Here is a 24,177-nt window from a genome sequence, read left to right as displayed (position 1 = left end):
TTTAAACTAACTGGCTAACGCTGCTTTTACTTTATCGCGGTAGCTTCGGCTTACTTTTAGCTCCTGCCCATTTTCAAGCACTAATAAGTATTCGCCACTCACTTGTGTAACTAGTTTGCTTATTTGTTTTGTATTTACAATAGCGCTGCGATGTACACGCACAAACAAATGGGGGTCGAGCTCTTGCTCTAGCTCTTTCATTGTTTTACGTAAAATATGTGTTTGCCCATCTTGGCAATGTAAACACATATAGTCGCCTGCCGCATCTACCCATTGAATAGTTGCCACTGGAACACGGATAATTTCGCCCTGCTCCTTTACAGCTAATGACTCAGGGTAACGTTTATCGGTTAAGGTATCACCTGTGGCTAATTTTTTTAGAATTTCTTCACAGTTATTACCTGTAATACCGGCAACAAAACTCGCTAGTTTTTTCTTATGGGCGTTATCTTGTTGTGTTTTTAAGTAACTATGCACTTTTTCTACCGCCTGTTTTAATCTGTTATCATCAACGGGTTTTAAAATGTAATCTAGGGCATGAATTTCAAACGCCTTTACAGCAAACTGATCAAATGCAGTAACAAACACAATTGCAGGTAGTGCCTTTGTGCTTTCGCTAAGTGATCTGGCCACTTCAAAACCATTCATACCTGGCATTTGAATATCTAAAAATACCAAATCAATATTATTAGTTTTGCATGCTTCAATTGCATCAGCACCCGAACTACATAGTTTAATTACTTCTATATCAGCGTATTCTTCAAGTCTTACTGCTAAGCCCTTTCTTGCTAATGGTTCATCATCAACAATTATGGTTTTAATTTTAGTCATTTTTTCACAGCCTTCTCAAACGGTACTCGCAGATTAACTTTCAATCCACTTGGCGTATTATGTGATAATACAAACGAATAATTATTTTCATACAGCGTTTTTAATCTGTCTTTGGTGTTTGCAACCCCTACACCTTGCGCATTAACAAGCTGTCCGTTTATTAGTTCGGTACCGGGGCCATTGTCGCCTACTTCAAGAAGTAGCTCGTTGGCAAAAACCTGCGCTTTAATATCAATCACGCCGCCTTGTGACATATGCGCTATCGCATATTTAATTGCGTTTTCAATGATTGGTTGCAAAATTAAGCTAGGTACTAGCGCTTCTTTTGCTTGATCACTTATATCTACATTTACTTTTAAGCGCTCATCAAACCTAACCCGCTCTATTTCTAAATAAAGCATTAATGCATGTAGCTCTTGCTCAAGAGGCACTTTCTTAATCGGGTCGGTATTTAAAGTATAACGTAAGAAATCACTTAACCTTGCCACCATTAAGTTAGCATCTTTGTTTTCTTTAACCAAAATTAATGTAGAAATAGCGTTAAGTGTATTAAATAAAAAATGCGGGTTTAACTGGTATCTGAGCATTTTTAATTGCGCTTCGTGGGCCATTGTAGTCGCTTTAAGCGCTTTTTGTCGCTCACTTTGTAATAGCTGATAATACTTTATGCCAAAATATAAACCACTCCAACATAAAATAATATAAACAGAGTCGAGCCCATGCTGTAAATAATAAAACCAATCTTCTGGGCGATAACCATGGCGGTATATTTCCCATAAATTAAATTTTTGAACAATTGCCCATAACGTGCCTGTAATATAAGACGCGCCAAACACAACTAACATTAAAACCCAAGGCGAGGCATTCCAAATTTTTCTATAAATATAACGAAGCGGTACTGTCATTAAACAGCCAGCATAGGCATTTAATAAAATAACAAATACGTAAATATCACGCATTTCAAACACTTTTGAGCCGATATAATTTACCAGCGCATACCCTATCCAGCCAGCTATTTGCAGCAGCCAAAAAAAGCGTTGCCTGTTATCAACCAAAGATTGCCAATTCAAAATAAAATACAACTCCGTATTAGTTAAACCCAATAAGTTAAATTTAAGTAAGCTAATTTAAATATTGGTTTTGTTATTATATCGAGTATTACAAAGTGTTAGCACTACCAACTGTCTTAAATTTTAAGAGCCTTACCGCAAAGTAACGCCCATAAAAAAGCGAAAGGTAATTACCTTTCGCTTTTAAAAATTTAATAACACAATTTAAATTAAGCGAGCTTATCTGACGCTACTTTATAGGTAGGGTCTTCAATTACATTCACTTCAACTAAATCGCGTGCTTTGTGTAATAACTGTCTACAGTCTTTACTTAAATGACGAAGATGTAGCTGCTTGCCCGCTTTAGTGTACTTATCTGCTAAGCTATCGATTGCTTCTATTGCACTGTGGTCGGCCACGCGGCTATGTTTAAATTCAATAATGACATCTTTAGGGTCATTTTTTACATCAAATAACTCTGAAAAGTTTTTAACAGAGCCAAAGAACAACGGGCCATGTAGCTCATATACTTTAGCGCCTTGCTCATCAATGTAGTTTGTAGTGTAAATATGTTTGGCATGTTGCCATGCAAATACTAATGCCGACACAATCACACCTACACACACTGCAATGGCTAAATCGGTAACAACGGTTACGCCCGATACCAACACAATTACAAACGCATCAGACAGTGGTACGCGCTTCATCATTTTAAAGCTTGCCCATTCAAACGTACCTAGTACCACCATAAACATAACACCGACAAGTGCTGCCAATGGAATCATTTCAATTAAGCTTGATGCAAATATAATAAACGCGAGTAACATTAACGCAGCGCTAATCCCCGATAAACGCGAGCGACCACCAGAGTTTATATTAATCATAGACTGGCCAATCATCGCACACCCACCCATCGCACCAAAAAAGCCACAGGTAACGTTTGCAGCGCCTTGGCCAATACACTCTTTATTTGAGTGCCCGCGGGTTTCTGTAATTTCGTCAATTAAGCTAAGTGTTAATAGCGACTCAATTAAACCAATAGCCGCTAAAATTAACGCATAAGGAAAAATAATATAAAGGGTATCTAAAGTAAAAGGCACCATAGGAATATGAAACTCAGGTAAGCCGCCTGCAATGGTAGCTGCTTCATTGCCTGTCATACCTTTTAGAAAATCAAGTACGGTGTGCGCTTCTAAATCTAAGCCAATCACTAAGCCTGTTACAGTTACAATTGCGACTAACGATGAAGGCACCGCGGTTGTTAACTTTGGTAAAAAGTGAATAATTGCCATTGTAAGAGCCACTAAACCCAGCATTATATAAAGAGGATTACCTGTCATCCACTGTTGACCGCCAGCACCGTCAGGCACTTTAAATTGCCCTAACTGAGCTAAAAATATAACAATTGCTAAACCATTAACAAAGCCAAGCATAACTGGGTGCGGCACCATACGAATAAACTTACCAAGCCTAAATATCCCCGCCAGTATTTGCAATATCCCCATAAGTAACACGGTTGCAAATAAATACTCAACGCCGTGGTCGAGTACTAAACTTACCATTACTACAGCTAATGCACCGGTAGCACCCGAAATCATACCTGGGCGGCCACCAAAAATAGCCGTAATTAAACCAACGATAAACGCGGCATAGAGACCAACTAAAGGTTCAACATTTGCAACAAAGGCAAATGCAACAGCTTCTGGTACTAAGGCAAGCGCCACAGTTAAACCAGATAAAATATCGTTTTTAGCAGAGCTTGGCGCTTTGCTGAGTAAGTTAAACATTGAGTTCCTCAAAGGGGTTATTAGTTAGGATCGAAAAAGCGCTAAATGTTACCAAATTAGCGCTCAATTAACAATTAACACACGGCGTTGCTTGCTACACAATAAGTTTAGCGCAACTTTATGTAATTTTTTATAGAGGAAGCGACGTGCTGCGTTTTACACAGGTCATCGTTACATTAGAGTGCACCTCTTGAACATATTCTAGGCTTAGCAAATTATCACGTACAAAGTGCTCATAGCCCTCAATACCTTGTGAAATAATACGCAGCATAAAATCCATAGTACCCGCCATGGTGTAACACTCTGTTACTTCATCGTAGCTCATAATCAGTTTTTCAAATTCAGCTAGATTTTTCTTACCATGGTTTGATAAACGTACATGAGCGTAAACAAGCATGTCGAAGCCAAGTTTCTTCTCATCTAAAAGCGCAACTTTGCTTTTAATGTAGCCATCTTGTTCAAGTTTAGCGATTCGGCGCCAGCATGGAGATTGCGACAAGCCCACTTTGTCTGCTATTTCAGCAGTTGATAGGCTTGCGTCCTGTTGTAAAAGTGCCAAAATTTGGCGATCTACGTGATTTAGAGACATTTTATTTCTTATTTATCTAATAAACTGGTTAAATTATACAGCCAATTTAAAATCCCGTCTGCAATAATTTTGCATTTTAACCGATTTTAATTAACCAAATTGACCACTTACAAACGGATTTGTGCGTTTTTCAAAACCAACGCTCGTATCTGGCCCGTGCCCTGCGAGGATTTGTGTATCGTCGTCAAGTGTTAGAACTTGGCTTTTTATCGACTCTATTAACTGCTGACTATTTCCCTTAGGGAAGTCGGTGCGCCCAACAGAGCCTTTAAAAATAACGTCACCTACAATCACGCTTTTATTGTCAGGTTGATAAAATACAATGTGGCCTGGGGTGTGTCCGGGGCAATGTTTAACGCTAAAACTTAAGTTGCCAACACTTACTACATCATCATGATTAAGCCAAATGTCAGGGTAAAATGCACTGATTGGCGCAAAACCAAACATTTGAGCTTGCATAGGCAAGTTTTCAAACCAAAATTGTTCATCTTTGTGAGGGCCAATAATTTTAACGCTATAGTACTTACGCAGTTCATCAGCGGCTCCAACATGATCTAATTCCCATGCGTTAACCAAATAGCGCTCAATGCATAATTGTGCTCATTGAGCGCAGCAATTATTGTTTGTGTATCTCCGCCTGGGTCAATAACAACGGCTTGATGGGTATTTTTACACGCAATAATTCTGCAATTTTGCGAAAAGGGTGTAACAGGAATAGTAATAACGTGCATATTAAATTTCTTTATCTTTTTGATCAACAATCGCTACTTTTTGCTCATACGACATTAAAATCGGGTATTTTAAGTAGGCTTCATCGTAAAATGGTGTGTGCTGGTATAACCAATTTAGGCGAGCATCTGCGTCTTGTGCAAACGATTTATCTTTTAGTTTTTTATCAAACTCGAGCGCTAGTTTGGGGTTATCTTTTAGCATTTTACGTGCGAACGGAATTAAAGCGTAGTTTTCCATGTATTCCGTACGTTGAAAAACAGTGTTAAATTCTCCCCAAGCAAAAAACGAATCTGGTGCCTCTGGATGTAACAGATGTACAGCCAGCTCACCTGCTTTTTGCTGCGTATTCACTTGAAACCAGCCATCTAAATTTACATTTGGTGCAGGTGCATAATCAAATGAAGCAGTAACTCTAAAGCGTCCCTCAAACGGCGCTTTATCAAATGTATAGTCTTGTATTTTTGCAACTTTTAAAGGCTGTGTATTAGCGCCTTTAAGCTTATTTACAGAAACACCATGCAGCTTTAGTTTTTCAATAATGTTGCTATAAACAGGCGGGATAAAAAAAGCTTCGGGCACATCAACAACATGCTCCACTTGTTTTTGCCAATAAATTGGTAAATCGGTATAGGTGAATGCTTTACCTAAATACTTAACTTCATTTTGCCCTGAAAGCGCGCTCACAGAGGATGAATACTCAACCCCTTTAAATTGGGCAATGATATCTGGCTGTTTTGCGTAACTACGTTTTACAATTAACTGCTTTGGTACAAATTCTTGCTCTTTTTTTACCGCATTAGCTAGCTCATGACTGTATTGAGAAAGTGCATTAATTGCACCATCCAAAAACACATACGTACCGAGTACTCGTTGCTTGTAAGGTTTTAATGAGTGGTTTTCAACTAAAATGGTAGGGAGTGACTTTAAATCGCCCCACCCATTTGAAAAACGCGGAGTTGCTACCCAACCAGCAAGGCCTTGCTTAAAGTCTCGCTTATCCATAACAAATATGAGTGGGCCAGCTTGGTGCCCCTGCGCTTGTAAACTTTGGTCAATAACGGGTTTAAAGTACTGATTTAAAGCATCAGACACCGCCGGTGATTCGCTCGCAAATACTGGGTTATAACCATAGGTCACATCGTACTGGTAATCAGCGCCATCTGTTACATGCACATCCACATATAAATTTGGGCTGTAATCATTAATAACCCTTAAAACACTCTTAACCTCTGGGGTATCTAATTTTGTATAGTCACGATTTAAGTTAAGGTTATTTGCATTTGTTCTAAAGCCCATTTTTGCAGGCCCGCGCTGATTTATGCGGTTAAAAGCACTGCTGCGCTCATGCCCATCGACATTTAAAATAGGAATAAAAAGTATATTTACCTTTTTTAAAATATCACGGCGTTTTCCTGTGGCAATATCTCGCAGTAACATAAACATCGCGTCTTTACCGTCTATTTCACCGGCATGAATACCTGCTTGAATAAAAATAGTCGGCTTAGTGCTATTAGCCATTTGCCCTGCTTCAAAAAAGCCTTGCTCACTGGCAACCAACATTTTAATAGCGCGTTTACTATTACTATAACCAATCGTTTGTGATTGAAATTGAGTTGGGTTGGCAGCAACTAACCTGTCGATAAATGCCATGGTGTCTTTATAATTTGGCGACGCTTGCCCTTCAGATAATTCAAAATCGGTAGTCAGCGGCCCTTGTTGCTGTAACAGCGAAATACTTTCGCCTTGCCAAGGAATTAATGGAGGTAGATGACTGTTATCTGCCATTACCGCAGATAAAAATAACAGACTTGCAAACATAGTTTTCTCTAACGAACACTTTAATAAACAAATTGTACCAATAAAATTTATTTATATTATAAAACTGCGGTGATTCAACAAAAATACACAGCCAACAACTTTATACCAATTCACTTAATTAAGTGATCTATTTTAAGAGTGGAAAAATGTGTTAATAACTAGGCAAAAAATTGGCTATTTAGTTGTTCTAAATGAGTGTTTTTTAACACAGGTAGCGGCACTTTTAGCCCCGAAAAATGATTGAGTATAATTGCGGATTAGTATTATAAACATTAAATTACAGACACAAAAAAAGGAGCCTAGGGCTCCTTTTTAGTACTTATACAAAAAAGCTTAAGCTGCCGCTAGGCCTTCTTTTGCTTTTTCTACAAGCGCTGCAAATGCAACTTGGTCGTAAACAGCGATATCTGCAAGGATCTTACGATCGATTTCTACAGAAGTCTTTTTAAGACCATTGATAAAACGGCTGTAAGACAGACCATTTTGACGTGAAGCTGCATTGATACGTGCAATCCATAATTGACGGAAAGTACGTTTCTTAGCACGACGGTCACGGTAAGCGTATTGACCCGCTTTAGTAACTGCCTGGAAAGCTACGCGGTAAACACGTGAACGTGCTCCGTAGTAACCTTTCGCTTGTTTTAAAACTTTTTTGTGACGTGCACGTGCGACAACGCCGCGTTTAACTCTTGCCATTTCTAAAAACCCCTATTAAGCGAATGGTAACATACGTGAAACTAGACCATGGTCATTCTTATGAACCATCATCTTAGGACGTAGGTGTAACTTACGCTTAGAAGTTTTCTTAGTCAGAATGTGACGAAGATGCGCTTGTTTACGCTTGAAACCGCCAGAAGCAGTTTTCTTGAAACGCTTAGCTGCGCCTCTGTGACTTTTTAGCTTATAAGCCATTGCAATAACTCCAAATGTATTGCTTAAAAATTAGTAAGCAGGCGTGAGATATATTTCTATAGCTCCACTTTTAGGCCTAACTTACTGCCATATTCCGGTGAAAACCCAGCATAAATGCCGCAATTTTACTTTAAAACCGGTTAGCACAGGTGAATATTTGCATATTACTTGGGTACCTGAGCTAAATTCGGTGCGTATTATCGCCTAAAAATTATTTTTTAGCAACAGGCGCCATCATCATAACCATTTGGCGGCCTTCAACACGATTTGGGAAAGACTCAACTACTGCAAGTTCTTCTAAATCAGCCTTAACACGGTTTAATAATTCGATACCAATTTCTTGGTGAGCCATTTCGCGGCCACGGAAGCGGATAGTAATCTTAGCTTTATCGCCAGCTTCTAAGAACTTACGTAAGTTGCGCAGCTTAACCTGATAGTCACCTTCATCCGTGCCAGGACGGAATTTGATTTCTTTAATCTGGATTTGCTTTTGCTTCTTTTTCTGCTCTTTTAGTTCTTTGCTTTTTTCAAAGATGAACTTACCGTAGTCCATAACCTTACAAACAGGCGGCTCAGCGTTTGGGCTAATCTCTACAAGATCAACACCCGCTGCATCAGCCATAGCTTGTGCGTCTTTTAATGACTGAATTCCAGCTTGTTCGCCTTCGATGTCGATTAAACGAACTTCTTGAGCTGTGATTTCTTCGTTAATACGATTTTTTTGAGCTGTTTGTTGCCCTTTCTTGCCGCCTCTAATGGTACGTTCCTCCAAGAATATCAATAATATAAGCGTGCAGTTGGCTGTTTGTATATGCCCTACACGCTCGATTTTTACTGTCGATTTTTAATTTCTTCGCTAATTTTAGCTACAAAATCATCAACATTAAATTTGCCTAGGTCTTCACCTGTGCGGGTACGTACTGCTACTTCTTGTTGTTCAACTTCTTTATCGCCAACAACCAGTAAGTAAGGAATACGCTTAAGTGTATGTTCTCGGATTTTAAAGCCAATCTTCTCATTTCTCAAGTCAGCAGCGGCTCTAATTCCAAGTTTATTTAATTTTTGTACAATTTCTTGCACGTAATCAGCTTGTTTATCGGTAATATTCATAATTACCACTTGCTTTGGAGCAAGCCACGTTGGGAATAAACCAGCGTATTCTTCAGTTAAAATACCGATAAAGCGCTCAATTGAACCCAAGATAGCACGGTGAATCATAACTGGTGTGCGTCGTTCGTTATTTTCAGCTACATAAGTAGCACCTAAACGACCCGGTAATGCAAAATCTAGTTGCACTGTACCACATTGCCACGCTCTGTCTAAACAATCGTACAAAGTAAATTCAATTTTAGGGCCATAAAACGCCCCTTCACCTGGTAGGTAATCAAATTCGATGTCATTTGCTTTAAGTGCATCAGCTAATGCAAGTTCAGCTTTATCCCAAATTTCATCGTCGCCAATGCGTTTTTCAGGGCGGGTAGAAAGCTTAACTACGATCTTGTCAAAACCGAATGTTTCATATGTATCATAAACCATCTTAATACACGCTGAAACTTCGTCCATTACTTGTTCTTCAGTACAGAAAACGTGCGCGTCATCCTGCGTAAAGCCACGTACACGCATTAGTCCGTGTAAAGCACCTGATGGCTCATTACGATGACAACAACCAAACTCAGCCATACGAAGCGGTAAGTCACGGTACGATTTTAAACCTTGGTTAAAAATTTGTACGTGGCCTGGGCAGTTCATTGGTTTTATTGCGTATTCGCGCTTTTCAGACTCAGTGGTAAACATTGCTTCTGAATATTTTTCCCAGTGACCTGATTTTTCCCATAATGAACGGTCCATCATCATTGGACCCTTTACTTCTTCGTAGCTGTATTCACGAAGTTTTTCACGAACAAATTCTTCAAGCTCACGGTAAATGCTCCAACCATCGTTGTGCCAAAATACCATGCCTGGCGCTTCTTCTTGCCAGTGCCATAAATCAAGTGCTTTACCTATACGACGGTGATCGCGTTTTTCAGCTTCTTCTAAACGCTTTAAGTACGCTTTTAGTTGCTTTTTATCGCCCCACGCTGTGCCGTAAATACGTTGTAGCATTTTGTTTTCAGAATCACCACGCCAGTAAGCACCTGCCACTTTCATTATTTTGAAGTTTTGGCAGAATTTCATGTTTGGTACGTGTGGACCACGACACATGTCTACATATTCTTCGTGATGGTATAATCCTGGACGGTCATCTTTTGCGATATTTTCGTCCAAAATTTCAATTTTGTATGTTTCGCCACGCGCTTCAAATGTATCGCGTGCTTCTTGCCAGCTTACATTTTTTTTCACTACGTCGTAGTTAGTTTTTGCAAGTTGCAGCATACGCTTTTCAATCGCATCTAAGTCTTCTTGAGACAAAGAATGTTCCATATCAATATCGTAGTAAAAGCCGTTATCGATGGTTGGGCCAATGGCCATTTTAGCGTCTGGGAAAAGCTGCTTAACTGCGTGCCCTATTAAGTGCGCACATGAGTGGCGAATGATTTCTAGGCCATCATCGTCTTTAGCGGTAATGATCTCAAGGCGAGAGTCTTCGTTAATTAAGTCACATGCATCAACACGCTCACCATTAACACGACCTGCTATGGTTGCCTTAGCAAGACCAGGACCAATATCATTTGCAACATCAAGAGTACTTACAGGGTTTTCAAAACTACGCTGACTGCCGTCAGGAAGAGTAATAACTGGCATTATAAATCCTTACATACAGTGGTGACACCTACAATGTATCACGTGTATTTTTTAATTAATTAAATGAGAATGACTCGACAACGCTTTTACGAATAAGCATTGACTATTTTTCGCCATATATGGCTAATGTAGATGCTGAGTCTGCTCAACTACAAAAAAAGATATTGTCGCGTGATACAATAACAATTACAAGTTCAAAGCAGCTTCAATACGGGTTATTTTGCAATAAATTGCTAATTTAAGTTATTAGTTAAGTAATTTAAATCAATAATGTGACAATTTTAAATACCGTATTATTTAAGCATCACTTATTGGCTTATCCTCGCAATTTAATAGAGGTTGGGTATAATACGATGCAATTAAGTTATATTAGAGAACAGCAATGAGAACATGTGGTGTAGAAATTACCGGTAGTGATGTACTACTTTGTATTTTAAGTAAAGATAATGACGTATTTGATATTCGCGATGTGCGCCAAACACGCTTTACCTTAGGTAACGGTAACGACACTGAAATAATGCGTAAATTTCAATTTGATTTTGCAAAATTAATGCAAGACTACCAAATTGACTCTGTAGCCATTCGTGAACGCCAACCTAAAGGTAAGTTTGCGGGCAGCGCTAAGGGGTTTAAAATGGAAACTGCTATTCAATTAATTGAAAACTTAGATGTTCGCGTGTTCTCAACGACCGAAATTAAAGAGCAAGTAAAACGTAACCCAATTCCTATTGCGTTTGAAGACACTGGTCTTAAAAAATATCAAGAAAATGCATTCGTAAACGCCTACGTTTATATAATGAAAAAAACATACCGCAGCGACGAAATGTAATATAAAGCTTTATTGTAAAAACGCGCCCAAGTGGCGCGTTTTTTATGCCTAATTAAAGCTTAGAATTTATTTAATGGTTAATACATTAGTCTAACCGCCCTTCTCTTTGTCGACAATATGTGTTTATTTTAACTACAGCTTAGTTACTGACACACATTAACATGGAGAAGCACATGCACACATTATCTAACTCGGCAAAAGAAGTGGAGTTAATAAACATCCTACCTTTATCACAAAGCTATTTTAAAGGGGCACAAAGCACCCCATTAGTAAATAAAACCATAGGTGAATACTTTGATTTTATTGTCGACAAAAACCCAAATGCATTAGCTGTTGTAGTAAGCCATCAAGGGGTACGCTTAAACTATAAAGAATTTCAGCAACAAGTTAACCAACTAGCCATGGGGCTGTTAGCTAGCGGGGTAAAACCAGGCGATCGGGTAGGAATTTGGTCACCTAATAATATTCAGTGGTGCTTAACTCAATTTGCTACTGCAAAAATTGGTGCCATTATGGTGTGTATAAACCCTGCATATCGCCCGAGCGAACTGGCTTATGCGCTAAATAGCGTAGAATGTTCTACTTTAATTACAGCTAACAGTTTTAAAGGCAGTAATTATATAGATATGCTAACTAGCTTAGCCCCAGAGCTTAAACAATGCGACCCAGGTAAGCTTGATTCAAAAGCACTACCGAGCCTTAAAAACGTTATTAGTATTGGTGATGATCCCCTCCCTGGTATGTTTTCTTTTACACATATTATGCAGTTAGCCACACCTGCCCACCAGCTCGAATTACACGCTATAGCGGCCAATTTAAACGCCGACCAAGATATAAATATACAATTTACCTCAGGCACTACGGGCAACCCAAAAGGCGCGACCCTTACCCATAAAAACATATTAAATAATGCCTTATTTGTTGCCGAAGCAATGCATTTTACAGAGCAAGACAAACTGTGTATTCCTGTTCCGCTGTATCACTGTTTTGCTATGGTATTGGGAAGCTTATTATGTGTTACTAAAGGTGCTGCGGCCGTTTATCCAAGTGATGCTTTTGATGCACAAACTACGCTTGATGTTGTTCAGCAAGAAGGATGTACCGCGCTCCATGGCGTGCCTACCATGTTTATTAGCCAATTAGAGCTGGCTAATTTTAACGATTACAACCTGAGCACTTTACGCACCGGTGTAATGGCAGGTTCAACATGCCCTGAGCAAGTCATGCGAAAAGTTCAAACCCAAATGAATATGCATCAGGTTTTAATTGCGTATGGGCAAACAGAATGCAGCCCTATAAATAACATTACTGAAACAGACTCATCAATAGAGCGTCAAGTAACAACTGTTGGGCGCGCCCTTGCACATACTGAGGTTAAAATTATTGATGAACTCGGTAATATTCAAAAAATAGGTTTACCCGGTGAAGTATGCTCAAAAGGCGCAGGCATAATGCGCTGCTACTGGAATGACGAAGAAAAAACAAAAGCCACAATAGATAGTGACGGCTGGCTTCATTCTGGCGATTTAGGTGTTATGGATAGCGAAGGGTTTGTCAGCATTGTTGGCCGTATTAAAGACATGATTATTCGTGGTGGTGAAAATATTTACCCGCGCGAGATAGAAGAAGTTTTATATACCTATCCGGGCATTCAAGATGCTGCCATATTTGGTATCAGTGATGAAAAATACGGTGAGGAAGTATGCGCGTGGATCCAACCAAAAGAAGATGCAATACTTGATGAACAAGCAATTCGTGCATTTTTAAAGGACAAACTCGCCTACTTTAAAATGCCTCGGTATATTCGTTTTGTAGAGAGTTACCCTATGACGGTAACAGGCAAACTACAAAAGTTTAAAATGCGTGAGCAAATGCAAGAAGCGCTATCAGACAAAGCCTTCTCTTAAACAAAAAGCTTAAACACACACCCTAAACACAAAAAAGCTCAGCAATTGCTGAGCTTTTTTGTTTTTTTTATTTACTCTGCAGGGCGGTATTGCTGCTGAACGCCTGTTAAAAACAAACGCAGTATTTGATCGTTACACACACGGTAATGCTTGTTTTCTACTTTACGAGAAAACGCACTTAATTCGTGTTTACTTAAATCAAAGTCAACAAGCGCAAGCGTTGCTATTACATCTTCTGCTTTCATGTTTAGCGCAATACGCAGCTTCATAAAAATAATATTATTATTTAGCTTACTTTCTGGTAGTGGTTGTTCGCCGTCACGCTTGCCGCGTTTGGTATTTATAAAGCCATTTAAAAAGGTTGCAAACTCAGTGTCAGAAATTTTTACAAAGCCTTCATCGCCCTCTTTAGTTAACCATGCAATGACTTGTTCAGTTGTCACTGTAGCCTCTGCTGCAGCAAAAATATCAACCATGGCTGTATCTGTTAAATTAAAGGTATAGCGAAGGCGGCGTAAAATATCGTTATTTGTCAAAGTAATTTCCTGAGTAAGGGGGTGTAAGGCTAAACAGTAGCGCTTAACAATAAAGAAGCGCGCAGTTTAGCAGCTTTACAAACCCGACCCTATTATTTTAGTAATGTTAATTACCAAGCACCTTTGCCGGGTCTACTCGAGTTGCTTGCCACGCAGGATAAATAGTGGCGAGCACAGCAAGTAAAAAAGTAACTATAACTGTTATACCTATATCACTAAGCACCAATTTGCTGGGTAAAAACTCAATAAAATAAACGCCTTCGAGTGGGTTGGCACCAAATAAATGACTCCCCCAAGTAAAAAGCTCACTTATATTAAGCGCAAGTACAACCCCTATTAATGTGCCAAGTAGTACCCCAACAAAAGCTTGCGTTAAACCTTGCATAACAAATGTGGCTAAAATAGTACTGTCTTTAGCGCCCATTGTTTTTAAAATAGCTATGTTGCCTTGCTTTTCGCGTACTTCCATTACCAAGGAGGACACAATATTAAAACTGGCTACCGCTATAATTAAAAATACAACTATATAAACAATGGTACGTACCATTTGTATATCTTGATGCAAGCTGCCTTGGGTTCTAAACCAGCTAGACACATACACATAATCACTAATGGTTTGACCAACTCGCATTGCAATTTGATGCGCCTCAAATACGTCATCAACACTTAATCTAAGCCCCGTTACTTGGCTATTATCGTAACCTAAAACGCTTTGTGCTTTATTTAAATGAATAAACGCAGCGGAGCTATCTATTGGTCCTCCCATTTCGATTACACCCGCAAGTGTTAGCGTTACGCGTTTAGGGGCCAATAACGACTTACCTTGCTCACTAATTTTAGGAATGAGCAACGTAACGTTATCGCCAATAGTAGCGTCGAGTTGCTTTACTATTTGCTGACCTAAAATAACATCGTCTAATTTAAGCTGGCTAACGAGAGTACCTTGTGTAAATTGGTTAATTGCAGATACGTTGCTCTCGTAATTTGGCTCTACACCTCTTATTTCTACCGCTTTAAGCTGGCTTTTAAACTGCGCCATACCATTAACCGCTATAAACGGCGCTGCGCCGCTAACGCGAGGTTGCTGTTGTAATTGCTCTACTTTTTCTGGCCAATTTGCGATTGGCCTGCTTGGCGCTACGTATTCAACTTGCGGTACCACACTCAATAGCCGGTGTACTAACTGTTGCTCAAAGCCATTTATTACCGACAGTGCAACGATTAAAACCGCAACACCAAGTAAAATGCCAACAGTAGAGGCTTTGGCAATAAAGCTTACAAAAGCATTTTTTTCGTCTTTATGGCCTGAATATGCTCTAAAGCGTTCACTTAAAAATACACTAAGCAACATGCTGCGACTCTTTAATGGCTAATTTACCATCATCTAAATATGCTATTTTACCGAGTTTATCGGCAAGCTCTAAGTCGTGAGTAACCACCACGAAGCTGGTATTTAAGCTTTTATTTAGCTCATTAATTAAATCGTAAATTTTAATCGCATTTTGTTTATCTAAATTACCAGTTGGCTCATCTGCAAGCACTAATACAGGTTTGGTTACCAAAGCACGCGCTATAGCAACACGTTGGCGCTCTCCACCTGAAAGTGCCGATGGTTTATGCTCACTTCTGTGAGCAAGGCCTACTTTATCTAGCATCTCAAGCGCTTGTGCTTTTGCGGCCTTTGCACTTAATCCTTTAATAAGTAGTGGCATTGCGACGTTTTCTGCTGCGCTAAACTCCATTAATAAATGATGAAACTGATAAATAAAACCCAAGTTTTGATTTCTAAATGCTGCTTGCTCAGTGCGTGAAAGCTTTGCTACTTCTTGGCCTTTAATTTTTGCGCTACCTGAGGTTGCAGTATCAAGAGTGCCTAAAATATGCAGTAAAGTACTTTTACCTGAGCCAGAGCTGCCTACAATAGCCAGCATTTCGCCTTGGTTAAGGGCTAAATCAACGCCTTTGAGTACTTCAACTTGGTTTTGACCATCTTGGTAAATTTTAATCAAATTTTCACAGCTAATAACTAAATCATTCATAACGTAATACCTCTGCTGGTTTTACTTTTGCGGCTTTACGCGCAGGATATAAAGTGGCTAAAAAGCTCATGGCAATGCTAGCAATAGCAATAACAACAAGGCTTAACACATCAAATTTAACCGGAAGCTCTACTCCCGCCAGTAGGTTTAGCCCCACAGCAGCAAGTAACTCATTAATATATAAACTAAATACCACACCTAAGAACGATCCTATAACGGTGCCAATTACACCGTTATAAAGTCCTTGTACCATAAATACTTTTTGTACTTGTGAAGGTGTTAAGCCGAGTGTTTGTAATATCGCAACTTCGCCTTGCTTTTCACTTACCATCATAGTGAGCGCAGAAACAATATTAAACACAGCCACCAGTACAATAAGCCCAAGCAACATAGACATAATTCGTTTTTCCATTGCCACTGCAGCAAATAAAGTACCTTGGCTGCTACGCCAATCAGTGACGGCAAAGTTATTTAGAATAAATTGGCTGTCTTGTTTAAATTGTGCAAGTTCAAAAGGTTCATATAAAGAGATGCTTAAGTTAGGCGCCGTATTTTTACTAAGTTTTAAAACCCGCTGTAATGAGGCACCACTGGTAAACGCCAGGCCCATATCTATCTCGGAGCCGGTTTCGTATATTGCTGCTATTTTAAATAAACGTTGGCTAGGCACACGCCCAAGTGGAGTATAGGTAGAAGCGTTGGGCATAATAACACGTAGCTTTTCCCCCATACCTACTCCTAACTTACGGCTTAAGTAGCGGCTAATAGCAATATTGTAATTTTCACTTAATACGTTTTGCCAATTACCTTGCACTACTTTATCGGTAATTTTGTAAAGGGAGTCGTTATTATCGTATAAGCCTTGAAGCAATACACCATGAAGGTCTTTATTAGTTTGTAAAATGGCTTCGCCGTGGCGGTAAAGGCTTACGTGATCAACATATTCAGAGCGTTCTAAGTCAGCTTTTAGCGCACTCATTTGTGCACTGGTGTGTTTATCTGCTTGCACTTCTACGTGCGGAATAAGCCCTAACATATTTGTTTTTAGGCTATTTTCAAAGCCATTCATTACGCTACTTACAGTAAATAAGGCCATTAAGCCTATGGCAATTCCGGCAATAGAAAAAAACGAAATAAACGATATAAACGCATTCCCTTTTGAGGAGCGGCTATATCTGAGCCCTATAAATAAGCTAACCGGTTGAAACATATTATTTAAAACATTTATGCTAAAAGTGTGCTGCTATAGTAGCACGAACTAAGATGAATTGAATATGACCATAAATGTAAGAAATAATTTATAAATCTTATACTTGGCTATAATTTGAACTTACTTTATTTTAACCCCGTAACTAAGTAATCTAGCAGCACACGTACATTGGTTGCCACAAACTGGCGAGGCGGATATACCCCCCAAACCCCTTCTTGATCGCTCTGATACGACGTTAAAATAGGTATAAGATCCCCCGTCCGTAATTCGTTTTCTATGTAGTAGTTAGGAAGCTGCACTATACCCAAGCCTTTTTTAGCTCCGTCAACTAATGCCCAACCACTATTACAGCGCAACCGCCCTGCTATTTTTATGTGTTTGTCACGCCCATTTTCGTTTACTCGCCAATAACTACTATTACCAATTAAACACTGATGTTGGCTAAGTTCGCCCAGCGTATGAGGCTGCCCTAAACGAGATAAATATTCTGGAGATGCACACATAATAAACCGCCTTGAGCTTAAACGTCGCGCTTTATGGCTTGAATCTTTTAGGTGCCCAAGACGTATTGCTAAATCGTAACCGCCTTCGAGTAGGTTTTCTTGCTCGTTAGAAAGTGTTGCAATAACTTCAACATCGGGGTGGTCGTGCATAAAGTTATGCACTATTGGCATTATAAAGCTTTCGCCGTACATAACCGGCGCAGTAAGTTTTATTTTACCTTTTGGCGTTGTTTGCTGCGTAGCTAAGCTTTGTGTTGCATCGTCCATGGCGTGTTGCAGTTGTTTTATTTGATGTAAGAAGGCGTCGCCTTCTTTAGTAAGTACAACTTTGCGTGTAGTACGAGTAAGTAACTGAGTGTTCAAGCGCTGCTCAAGCGCGGTTACATGGCGGCTAATATGCGCAACCGATAAACCCAGTAAGTTAGCAGCTGCGGTAAAACTACCCTCTTCGCCTACCGCTATAAATTCGTCAATCCCGTCCCAGCGCGCCATTATTACCATACTGTAAAAGTGTTTTAATAAATCAGAGATTATCATTATCTGAGAAACAAATACAATAGTCGCATCACCCAAACAAATTGGGTCTACAATTTATATTTAATACCACTACAAAGGATAAACACATGTCTGAATTTATAAAATCAAAAGCGGCAATTGCTTGGGGCCCTAACCAACCATTAAGCGTAGAAGAAGTTGATGTGATGATGCCTAAAAAAGGCGAAGTAATGGTAAAAATTACCGCTACTGGCGTTTGTCATACCGATGCATTTACTTTATCGGGTGAAGATCCTGAAGGTATATTCCCAGCTATTTTAGGCCACGAAGGCGCAGGCGTTGTATACGCAGTTGGCGAAGGTGTAACAAGTGTTGAAGTCGGCGATCATGTCATTCCTTTATACACAGCTGAATGTGGCGTTTGTAAAATGTGTACATCTGGCAAAACTAACTTGTGCTCAGCAGTACGAGAAACCCAAGGTAAAGGCTTAATGCCAGATGGCACAACACGCTTTTTTAAAGACGGCCAGCCAATTTACCACTACATGGGTTGCTCAACGTTTTCTGAGTACACAGTACTTCCAGAAATTTCACTAGCCAAAGTAAACAAAGAAGCGTCGCTTGAAGAAATTTGTTTATTAGGGTGTGGTGTAACAACAGGTATGGGTGCTGTAACAAATACGGCAGACGTTAAACCTGGCGATACAGTCGCAATTTTTGGCCTAGGTGGTATTGGTTTATCAGCAATTATTGGTGCAAAAATGGCAGGAGCTGGTCGTATTATTGGTGTTGATATTAACACCAGTAAATTTGACCTTGCGACAAAACTTGGCGCAACAGATTTAATAAACCCTAAAGATTTCGATAAGCCAGTTCAAGAAGTGATTGTTGAAATGACTGACGGTGGCGTTGACTACTCGTTTGAATGTATTGGTAATGTTGATGTAATGCGCTCTGCACTTGAGTGTTGTCATAAAGGTTGGGGTGAGTCGGTAATTATTGGTGTAGCTGGTGCTGGCCAAGAAATTTCTACTCGTCCTTTCCAACTTGTTACTGGTCGTGTATGGCGTGGTAGTGCATTTGGTGGCGTTAAAGGTCGCTCGCAACTTCCTGAAATAGTTGAGCGCTACATGGCGGGTGAATTTGCGTTAAACGACTTTATTACTCATACAATGAGCCTTGAACAAATTAACGACTCATTTGATTTAATGCACGAAGGTAAAAGCATTCGTACAGTAATTCATTACTAATAAGCACTTAGTAAACGACTTAATAAAAAGCCGTAAAACCTAAAGGTTTGCGGCTTTTAAGGATTATTATGTTAGAGAATATCTCAAGTACAAAAGTAGCTGGTGGTTGGCATAAGCAATATACTCACCCAGCAACAAGTACACATTGCACTATGCGCTTTGCGGTATTTTTACCACCAGGTGCAAGCGAAACAAACAAAGTCCCTGTGCTTTATTGGCTATCGGGTTTAACCTGTACAGACGAAAACTTTATGCAAAAAGCGGGCGCGTTTAAAAAAGCTGCCGAGCTAGGAATTGCAATAGTTGCACCCGATACAAGCCCGCGTGGCGATAACGTACCCAATGATGATAATTACGACTTTGGTCAAGGTGCTGGCTTTTATGTAAATGCAACGCAAGCACCTTTTAATACACATTTTAATATGTACGACTACGTGGTTGACGAGCTCCCAGTACTTATAGAGCAGCACTTTCCGGTAACAAGTACTAAAGCAATTAGTGGTCACTCTATGGGCGGACACGGCGCATTAATGATCGCGCTTAAAAACCCACAAGCGTATGTCAGTGCCTCTGCATTTAGCCCTATTGTAAACCCAATTGATTGCCCATGGGGCGTTAAAGCGTTTACAGGGTATTTAGGTAAAGATAAAACCCTTTGGGCGCAATACGATACCTGCGAATTGATGAAAAAAGCGAAGCAAGATGAGTTTATTCCAATGCTTGCCACGCAAGGCGATGCTGATGGCTTTTTAGAAGAGCAACTTAAACCACAAAATTTAGTGGCAGTTGCTAATAACAAAGGCTATCCGCTCACTCTTGAAATGCAAGCAGGTTACGACCATAGCTACTTTTTTATAAGTACTTTTATTGATCAACACTTATTATTTCATAGTCAGTTTTTGACTGCGTAGACTCATTAGTGTGTAGATTTGATTTATCTACTTCTACACACTCTTTCAATACCTTACTCACTTGCCTACATACCTGTACCGTATTGTTATTGCCCTTACCTTTGACTAAATTGATCAGTAATGAATCTATTTGCAATCCAATATCGGTAAAACTGAACCCATTTTTGTTTGTAGGAACAGGTTCGAGTGGATTTTTATAGGGCTCTGAACGAGCAGGACTATTACTATATTTATTATCACGTGCATTTAACTGTGCTTGCCCGTCAATTATAGCTCCAGCGACGGTGCAGCCACTTAGATAAATAACACATAAAAATATAGCTAGTGTTCTCATGATTCATCCTGATCAAAATATTACCTAAATTATATACAGCTTTATAAATAGTATTGTAAAAATATGTAAGCTCTAGTGCTTAAATTCACTTATAAACTCTTTAATAAAACCCACCAGCTGTAAAATAAAAATAACCAAAAACGGAAGCGCACCAATAATGGCAACGCTTCTATTGAGTGGCTCGTTATTTTGAACAAGTAATACAAAGGCGCATAAACCTAAAGCAAAAGACCAACCATATAAACTTACGGTGTCATTAGTATGCATGTTTTTATTTGACGAACTTAATTCCTTTATTACAAGGATTGCTGAGTCTGCCGATGTTGCTACAAAAATCAGCAAAAGCAGCAAGCTTGACCAAATTAAAATACTTCCTTGCCAGCCTAACTGCTCAAAAAATACAAATACCCCTTGGGTATAATCGGCTTTAATGGCCGCTAAAATACCTACATTATGCGTTTGGTCCCACGCTATAGCCGACCCCGAAAAAACACTAAACCATATTATGGTTACAAAAGTAGGCACAAAGACTACGCCTATAATGTATTGCCATACAGGCCTACCTTGGCTTATTTTAGCTAAAAACACACCCACAAATGGCCCCCAAGCTAACCACCAAAAATAATAATTATAGGTCCAACCATTTGCCCACTCAGGGTTTTTAAGTACGCTTTCTAATTGCCAAGTACCAGTAGTAATAAGTTGAATGTAATCCCAAGTTCCCCCTATTGCTATATCAATAATTGGTTTTGCTGGTACATAAAACAATAACCATATAATCAGCCCAAAAGCTAAAAACACATTAAACTTGCTCAGCGCTTGCACACCCTTTTTAAGGCCAAGCTTTGCCGAAACCGTATATAAAATCACGATTAAACTAATTATAATAAAACCCGAAAGCAATACCGACTCAACGCCAAGCTTTAGCTCCAACCCTTTACGAAGCAATAACGTGGAGTTTGCAATAGTCCCTACAACACCAAAAAATATTGCAAATATGGCTATAAGTTTAATACTAAAGCTCAACTTTAATTGCCAACCTCTATTAATAACCCCTTTGGTTGAATTAATAACGGGCGCGGTTATATCGCCGGCTTTACCACTTTTAGTACTAAGCCCTCCTAACACTAAACCAAACACCGCGTACAGCGCCCAAGCATGTGCTCCCCAATTTACAAGTGTAAGCGCCAAGCCACTCGTTTGAGTGTTTGCATATAAACTTTGTTTTAGTACAGAATTAACTGAATGAAGTGCAGGCTCAGCTACGCCCCAAAAAATTAACCCAGACCCCATACCCGCAGCAAAAAGCATAGAAAGCCAGCCAAACAGGCTAAATTCAATTTGGGCATGTTCTCCACCCATTTTACGTTGCCCAATTGGGCTAATCGCAATGGCAATTACCGCAAATAATAAAAGATTTACCAAAATAAAAAATGGTGCTCCTAACAAGCCTAATAAATCATTAATAACTGGCTGTAAGTTTGCTGTTAGTAATTCAGGAAATAAAAAAGCGATAACCGATAGGCTAATGCAAAGTAATAAGGCTGTTTGTTCAAGCTTGGAAGTTGTTAAGTGCAAGTGGTTCTCGCGCATATGTTATTTATGTTTAAAAGAATACGGCGCTTTAATACACAGTTCAAATCTTCTTATACCAGCTTGCTTTATTGAGTGAGCTAATTAAGGGTTTTTGAAGTGAAAATATCGTCATAAATAACGTAACACCCGTTATTACAACGCCCTGCAAACTCACTCCTACTCAGTTATTTCTGCATATTACTATTAATATTTGTTATTGAGTAAAAGCGTAACTGATTGTGTAAATGTTTCTAGTATTTTTAACTTTTGCTACACACCAAACAAATAAGTTACTGTTTTATAATTAGTTTATAGTTGGCTTATCTATTGCTATTAATTTACAAACTTTATCAATAGGAATAACAATGGAAATTGATTTACAGTGGAACGAAATCATCGATAATTTAATTCACCTTGGCATAGCCTACTTGCTTGCTCTTCCTATGGCTTACGATAGAGAACGCAGCCACGATGGTGCAGGATTAAGAACTTTTCCATTAGTTGCCGTAGCATCGTGTGGTTATGCGCTAATAGCGATGTCAGTGCTAGATGGTGCTGAGGCGCAATCTAAAATGCTGCAAGGCATAATTACTGGTATTGGTTTTATAGGCGGTGGTGCAATTTTAAAAAATAATAAATCAACATCAGGCACTGCAACCGCAGCAAGTATTTGGAATATGGGTTTAATTGGCATTGCTGTAGCGTATAGCCGTTATGAAATAGCGATATTGCTCGCTGTTATTAATTTTATAACACTCAGGTACGTTAAAAAGTTTAAATAGCCACAAATCTGGATACTAAACTTTTTACCAACTTTAAAGAGTTAGATTACATACACATAAACTAACCCCCTCAAACTCGCATGGCGTTATCATATAACATATAATACCGGCAAATTTCATCACGCGTTTTGAGCTTAATAATGTCGACCTTACCCGCAACGCCTCGACTGCATCACATTGATTTACTTAGAGGTATTATTATAATATTTATGGTTATAGACCATGGCATGTATTACTGCCTAAATTATTCAGTAACCGATCCGATGACTATTCCGGGGACTGATCCCCTAACCTTTTTCACCCGTTTTGTTTCGCACTTTTGTGCGCCTCTTTTTGTATTTTTAGCGGGGCTGTCTGCGGCTATAACCGAGCATAAATACACCTCTAGCAGAGCATTTTCACACAACTTGATTGTCCGCGGTTTAGTACTTATTTTGTTTGAATTTACCATCGTTTCATGGTCGTGGAGCTTTAACCCGTTATTTCCTATGTTATACGCACAAGTTATTTGGGCTATAGGTTGGGGCTTTGTAATGCTGGGGCTGCTTCGTTTAATTGGCTTACATGCTGTATTTATAGTGGGCCTACTATTAGTCTTTGGCCACAATATGTTTGATGGTGTAAGTTTTGAGCCTAATACTCTAGCAAATACGCTTTGGTCTATCGCTCATCAAAAAAATGTACTCGAACTGCCTTTCGGTTTAAAAATGAGAACAACCTACCCAGTAACGCCTATTGTAGGCTTAATGGCACTGGCTTATTGCGCCGGTGTTTACTACAAAGCGAAAGAATACAGTACAAAAGCAATAAACCATGCAGCTTTACTGGGTATAAGTTGCTTAGCTTTATATGCAGTGCTACGCGGTTTTAATTTATACGGTGATACTTCAATATTTACAGTTCATAGTAATACTGCTGATACAGTTATGTCGTTTTTAAACCCAACAAAATACCCTCTTTCCTTACAGTTTATGCTGTTAACAGTAGGTTTGGGGCTTATAGCACTTAAGCTTTTGAGCCACTTTAAAGTAGACTTTTCTCGTGGCTTTTTACAAGTACTTGGTAAAACCAGTATGTTTTCATACCTTGTACATTTGTATTTACTGCATGCAATAGCCTGGCTATTAATTCCTGTTTTAGGGCTTAACTTTAGCGATATGACCTACGGCGAAACCCTTGTGGGCTTACCAACAGGTTATGGAATGAGCTATATTGCAACACTTACATTTATAGCTGTAGTGATTGGGCTTACCACCTTACTTGCTAAGCGCTACATTACTTGGAAGCGAAATAACAAACACAGCCTAATTTCTAAATATATATAAACTTTAAATACTTTAAATACC

The 24,177-nt window shown here is 39.2% G+C and carries 22 protein-coding genes and 1 pseudogene; 6 read left to right on the top strand and 17 right to left on the bottom strand.

What is annotated here, in order from left to right; genetic code table 11:
* Positions 1-6: 6 nt before the first annotated feature.
* From PESP_RS08015 to thrS, 10 genes and pseudogenes are all read right to left on the bottom strand, one after another.
* Complete coding sequence (locus PESP_RS08015; protein WP_089347561.1) at positions 7-831, bottom strand: LytR/AlgR family response regulator transcription factor; 825 nt, start codon at positions 829-831, stop codon at positions 7-9.
* The gene (locus tag PESP_RS08010) at positions 828-1,901 is read right to left on the bottom strand and encodes a sensor histidine kinase (protein ID WP_089347560.1); all 1,074 of its coding nucleotides are present in this window, start codon (positions 1,899-1,901) and stop codon (positions 828-830) included. The genes PESP_RS08015 and PESP_RS08010 overlap by 4 nt, the downstream gene beginning before the upstream one ends.
* Positions 1,902-2,110: 209 nt before the next feature.
* Positions 2,111-3,667, bottom strand: a complete 1,557-nt coding sequence (locus tag PESP_RS08005; protein WP_089347559.1) for a SulP family inorganic anion transporter — start codon at positions 3,665-3,667, stop codon at positions 2,111-2,113.
* 130 nt (positions 3,668-3,797) lie between these two features.
* On the bottom strand, positions 3,798-4,256 hold the full coding sequence (locus PESP_RS08000) for an Lrp/AsnC family transcriptional regulator (RefSeq protein WP_002960703.1): 459 nt from the start codon (positions 4,254-4,256) through the stop codon (positions 3,798-3,800).
* A gap of 90 nt (positions 4,257-4,346) precedes the next feature.
* Positions 4,347-4,987, bottom strand: a pseudogene (locus PESP_RS07995) (MBL fold metallo-hydrolase).
* Position 4,988: 1 nt separating this feature from the next.
* Positions 4,989-6,806, bottom strand: a complete 1,818-nt coding sequence (locus PESP_RS07990; RefSeq protein WP_089347558.1) for a M14 family metallopeptidase — start codon at positions 6,804-6,806, stop codon at positions 4,989-4,991.
* A gap of 333 nt (positions 6,807-7,139) precedes the next feature.
* Positions 7,140-7,502: a 50S ribosomal protein L20 gene (gene rplT / locus PESP_RS07985; RefSeq protein WP_004587841.1), complete on the bottom strand. Its 363-nt coding sequence runs from the start codon at positions 7,500-7,502 to the stop codon at positions 7,140-7,142.
* A gap of 15 nt (positions 7,503-7,517) precedes the next feature.
* The gene (gene rpmI, locus PESP_RS07980; protein ID WP_004587840.1) at positions 7,518-7,718 is read right to left on the bottom strand and encodes a 50S ribosomal protein L35; all 201 of its coding nucleotides are present in this window, start codon (positions 7,716-7,718) and stop codon (positions 7,518-7,520) included.
* Between the two features lie 211 nt (positions 7,719-7,929).
* Entirely contained in the window at positions 7,930-8,490 is a 561-nt protein-coding gene (infC, locus tag PESP_RS07975; RefSeq protein WP_024034072.1) for a translation initiation factor IF-3, read from the bottom strand.
* 59 nt (positions 8,491-8,549) lie between these two features.
* Positions 8,550-10,460: a threonine--tRNA ligase gene (thrS, locus tag PESP_RS07970; protein ID WP_089347557.1), complete on the bottom strand. Its 1,911-nt coding sequence runs from the start codon at positions 10,458-10,460 to the stop codon at positions 8,550-8,552.
* Positions 10,461-10,842: 382 nt separating this feature from the next.
* Here thrS and PESP_RS07965 point away from each other — a divergent pair, with 382 nt between their 5' ends.
* Positions 10,843-11,289 (top strand): DUF3010 family protein, encoded by a 447-nt coding sequence (locus PESP_RS07965; protein ID WP_089347556.1) that lies wholly within the window; start codon positions 10,843-10,845, stop codon positions 11,287-11,289.
* A gap of 173 nt (positions 11,290-11,462) precedes the next feature.
* Positions 11,463-13,196, top strand: a complete 1,734-nt coding sequence (locus PESP_RS07960; RefSeq protein WP_089347555.1) for an AMP-binding protein — start codon at positions 11,463-11,465, stop codon at positions 13,194-13,196.
* A gap of 71 nt (positions 13,197-13,267) precedes the next feature.
* Here PESP_RS07960 and PESP_RS07955 read toward each other — a convergent pair whose 3' ends face one another.
* The 5 genes from PESP_RS07955 to PESP_RS07935 form a co-directional block, all read right to left on the bottom strand.
* Positions 13,268-13,732: a YehS family protein gene (locus PESP_RS07955; RefSeq protein WP_089347554.1), complete on the bottom strand. Its 465-nt coding sequence runs from the start codon at positions 13,730-13,732 to the stop codon at positions 13,268-13,270.
* Positions 13,733-13,838: 106 nt separating this feature from the next.
* Positions 13,839-15,083 (bottom strand): lipoprotein-releasing ABC transporter permease subunit, encoded by a 1,245-nt coding sequence (locus PESP_RS07950; RefSeq protein WP_089347553.1) that lies wholly within the window; start codon positions 15,081-15,083, stop codon positions 13,839-13,841.
* Complete coding sequence (lolD, locus tag PESP_RS07945; protein ID WP_089347552.1) at positions 15,073-15,771, bottom strand: lipoprotein-releasing ABC transporter ATP-binding protein LolD; 699 nt, start codon at positions 15,769-15,771, stop codon at positions 15,073-15,075. Before lolD ends, PESP_RS07950 begins: the two co-directional genes overlap by 11 nt.
* Positions 15,764-16,981 (bottom strand): lipoprotein-releasing ABC transporter permease subunit, encoded by a 1,218-nt coding sequence (locus tag PESP_RS07940; protein ID WP_089347551.1) that lies wholly within the window; start codon positions 16,979-16,981, stop codon positions 15,764-15,766. The genes lolD and PESP_RS07940 overlap by 8 nt, the downstream gene beginning before the upstream one ends.
* Before the next feature lie 125 nt (positions 16,982-17,106).
* Positions 17,107-17,976, bottom strand: coding sequence for a LysR family transcriptional regulator (locus tag PESP_RS07935; RefSeq protein WP_174694394.1), 870 nt, complete (start codon positions 17,974-17,976; stop codon positions 17,107-17,109).
* Positions 17,977-18,107: 131 nt separating this feature from the next.
* Here PESP_RS07935 and PESP_RS07930 point away from each other — a divergent pair, with 131 nt between their 5' ends.
* Positions 18,108-19,229, top strand: coding sequence for an S-(hydroxymethyl)glutathione dehydrogenase/class III alcohol dehydrogenase (locus tag PESP_RS07930; protein ID WP_089347549.1), 1,122 nt, complete (start codon positions 18,108-18,110; stop codon positions 19,227-19,229).
* A gap of 68 nt (positions 19,230-19,297) precedes the next feature.
* A complete protein-coding gene (fghA, locus tag PESP_RS07925) occupies positions 19,298-20,140 on the top strand; it encodes an S-formylglutathione hydrolase (protein ID WP_089347548.1) in 843 nt (280 codons plus the stop codon).
* Here fghA and PESP_RS07920 read toward each other — a convergent pair.
* Positions 20,094-20,474 carry a hypothetical protein gene (locus tag PESP_RS07920; RefSeq protein WP_089347547.1) on the bottom strand — a complete coding sequence of 127 codons (381 nt, stop codon included), beginning with the start codon at positions 20,472-20,474 and terminating at the stop codon, positions 20,094-20,096. The two genes, fghA and PESP_RS07920, sit on opposite strands and share 47 nt — an antisense overlap.
* Positions 20,475-20,546: 72 nt before the next feature.
* On the bottom strand, positions 20,547-22,052 hold the full coding sequence (locus tag PESP_RS07915; protein ID WP_245852161.1) for a BCCT family transporter: 1,506 nt from the start codon (positions 22,050-22,052) through the stop codon (positions 20,547-20,549).
* A 362-nt stretch (positions 22,053-22,414) separates the two neighbouring features.
* Between PESP_RS07915 and PESP_RS07910 the strand changes: the two genes are divergently transcribed.
* Positions 22,415-22,831 (top strand): MgtC/SapB family protein, encoded by a 417-nt coding sequence (locus PESP_RS07910; protein WP_058549073.1) that lies wholly within the window; start codon positions 22,415-22,417, stop codon positions 22,829-22,831.
* A gap of 140 nt (positions 22,832-22,971) precedes the next feature.
* Entirely contained in the window at positions 22,972-24,156 is a 1,185-nt protein-coding gene (locus PESP_RS07905) for an acetyltransferase domain-containing protein (protein ID WP_089347545.1), read from the top strand.
* The last annotated feature ends 21 nt before the right edge of the window (positions 24,157-24,177 follow it).

Source organism: Pseudoalteromonas espejiana DSM 9414, from assembly GCF_002221525.1.
Taxonomy (GTDB): Bacteria; Pseudomonadota; Gammaproteobacteria; order Enterobacterales; family Alteromonadaceae; genus Pseudoalteromonas; species Pseudoalteromonas espejiana.
Note: the sequence above shows the minus strand (reverse complement) of the source record. Positions and strands in the feature narration are given on the sequence as shown.

What these genes read in the sequence shown, in the direction of transcription:
- PESP_RS07935 (WP_174694394.1), bottom strand. Translation starts at nt 17,976, where the DNA reads ATGGCGCGCTGGGACGGGATTGACGAATTTATAGCGGTAGGCGAAGAG.
- PESP_RS07910 (WP_058549073.1), top strand. Translation starts at nt 22,415, where the DNA reads ATGGAAATTGATTTACAGTGGAACGAAATCATCGATAATTTAATTCAC.
- PESP_RS07920 (WP_089347547.1), bottom strand. Translation starts at nt 20,474, where the DNA reads ATGAGAACACTAGCTATATTTTTATGTGTTATTTATCTAAGTGGCTGC.
- PESP_RS07940 (WP_089347551.1), bottom strand. Translation starts at nt 16,981, where the DNA reads ATGTTTCAACCGGTTAGCTTATTTATAGGGCTCAGATATAGCCGCTCC.
- rplT (WP_004587841.1), bottom strand. Translation starts at nt 7,502, where the DNA reads ATGGCAAGAGTTAAACGCGGCGTTGTCGCACGTGCACGTCACAAAAAA.
- rpmI (WP_004587840.1), bottom strand. Translation starts at nt 7,718, where the DNA reads ATGGCTTATAAGCTAAAAAGTCACAGAGGCGCAGCTAAGCGTTTCAAG.
- PESP_RS08000 (WP_002960703.1), bottom strand. Translation starts at nt 4,256, where the DNA reads ATGTCTCTAAATCACGTAGATCGCCAAATTTTGGCACTTTTACAACAG.
- PESP_RS08015 (WP_089347561.1), bottom strand. Translation starts at nt 831, where the DNA reads ATGACTAAAATTAAAACCATAATTGTTGATGATGAACCATTAGCAAGA.
- lolD (WP_089347552.1), bottom strand. Translation starts at nt 15,771, where the DNA reads ATGAATGATTTAGTTATTAGCTGTGAAAATTTGATTAAAATTTACCAA.
- PESP_RS07960 (WP_089347555.1), top strand. Translation starts at nt 11,463, where the DNA reads ATGCACACATTATCTAACTCGGCAAAAGAAGTGGAGTTAATAAACATC.
- PESP_RS07990 (WP_089347558.1), bottom strand. Translation starts at nt 6,806, where the DNA reads ATGTTTGCAAGTCTGTTATTTTTATCTGCGGTAATGGCAGATAACAGT.
- PESP_RS08005 (WP_089347559.1), bottom strand. Translation starts at nt 3,667, where the DNA reads ATGTTTAACTTACTCAGCAAAGCGCCAAGCTCTGCTAAAAACGATATT.
- PESP_RS07950 (WP_089347553.1), bottom strand. Translation starts at nt 15,083, where the DNA reads ATGTTGCTTAGTGTATTTTTAAGTGAACGCTTTAGAGCATATTCAGGC.
- thrS (WP_089347557.1), bottom strand. Translation starts at nt 10,460, where the DNA reads ATGCCAGTTATTACTCTTCCTGACGGCAGTCAGCGTAGTTTTGAAAAC.
- PESP_RS07905 (WP_089347545.1), top strand. Translation starts at nt 22,972, where the DNA reads ATGTCGACCTTACCCGCAACGCCTCGACTGCATCACATTGATTTACTT.
- PESP_RS07930 (WP_089347549.1), top strand. Translation starts at nt 18,108, where the DNA reads ATGTCTGAATTTATAAAATCAAAAGCGGCAATTGCTTGGGGCCCTAAC.
- fghA (WP_089347548.1), top strand. Translation starts at nt 19,298, where the DNA reads ATGTTAGAGAATATCTCAAGTACAAAAGTAGCTGGTGGTTGGCATAAG.
- PESP_RS07965 (WP_089347556.1), top strand. Translation starts at nt 10,843, where the DNA reads ATGAGAACATGTGGTGTAGAAATTACCGGTAGTGATGTACTACTTTGT.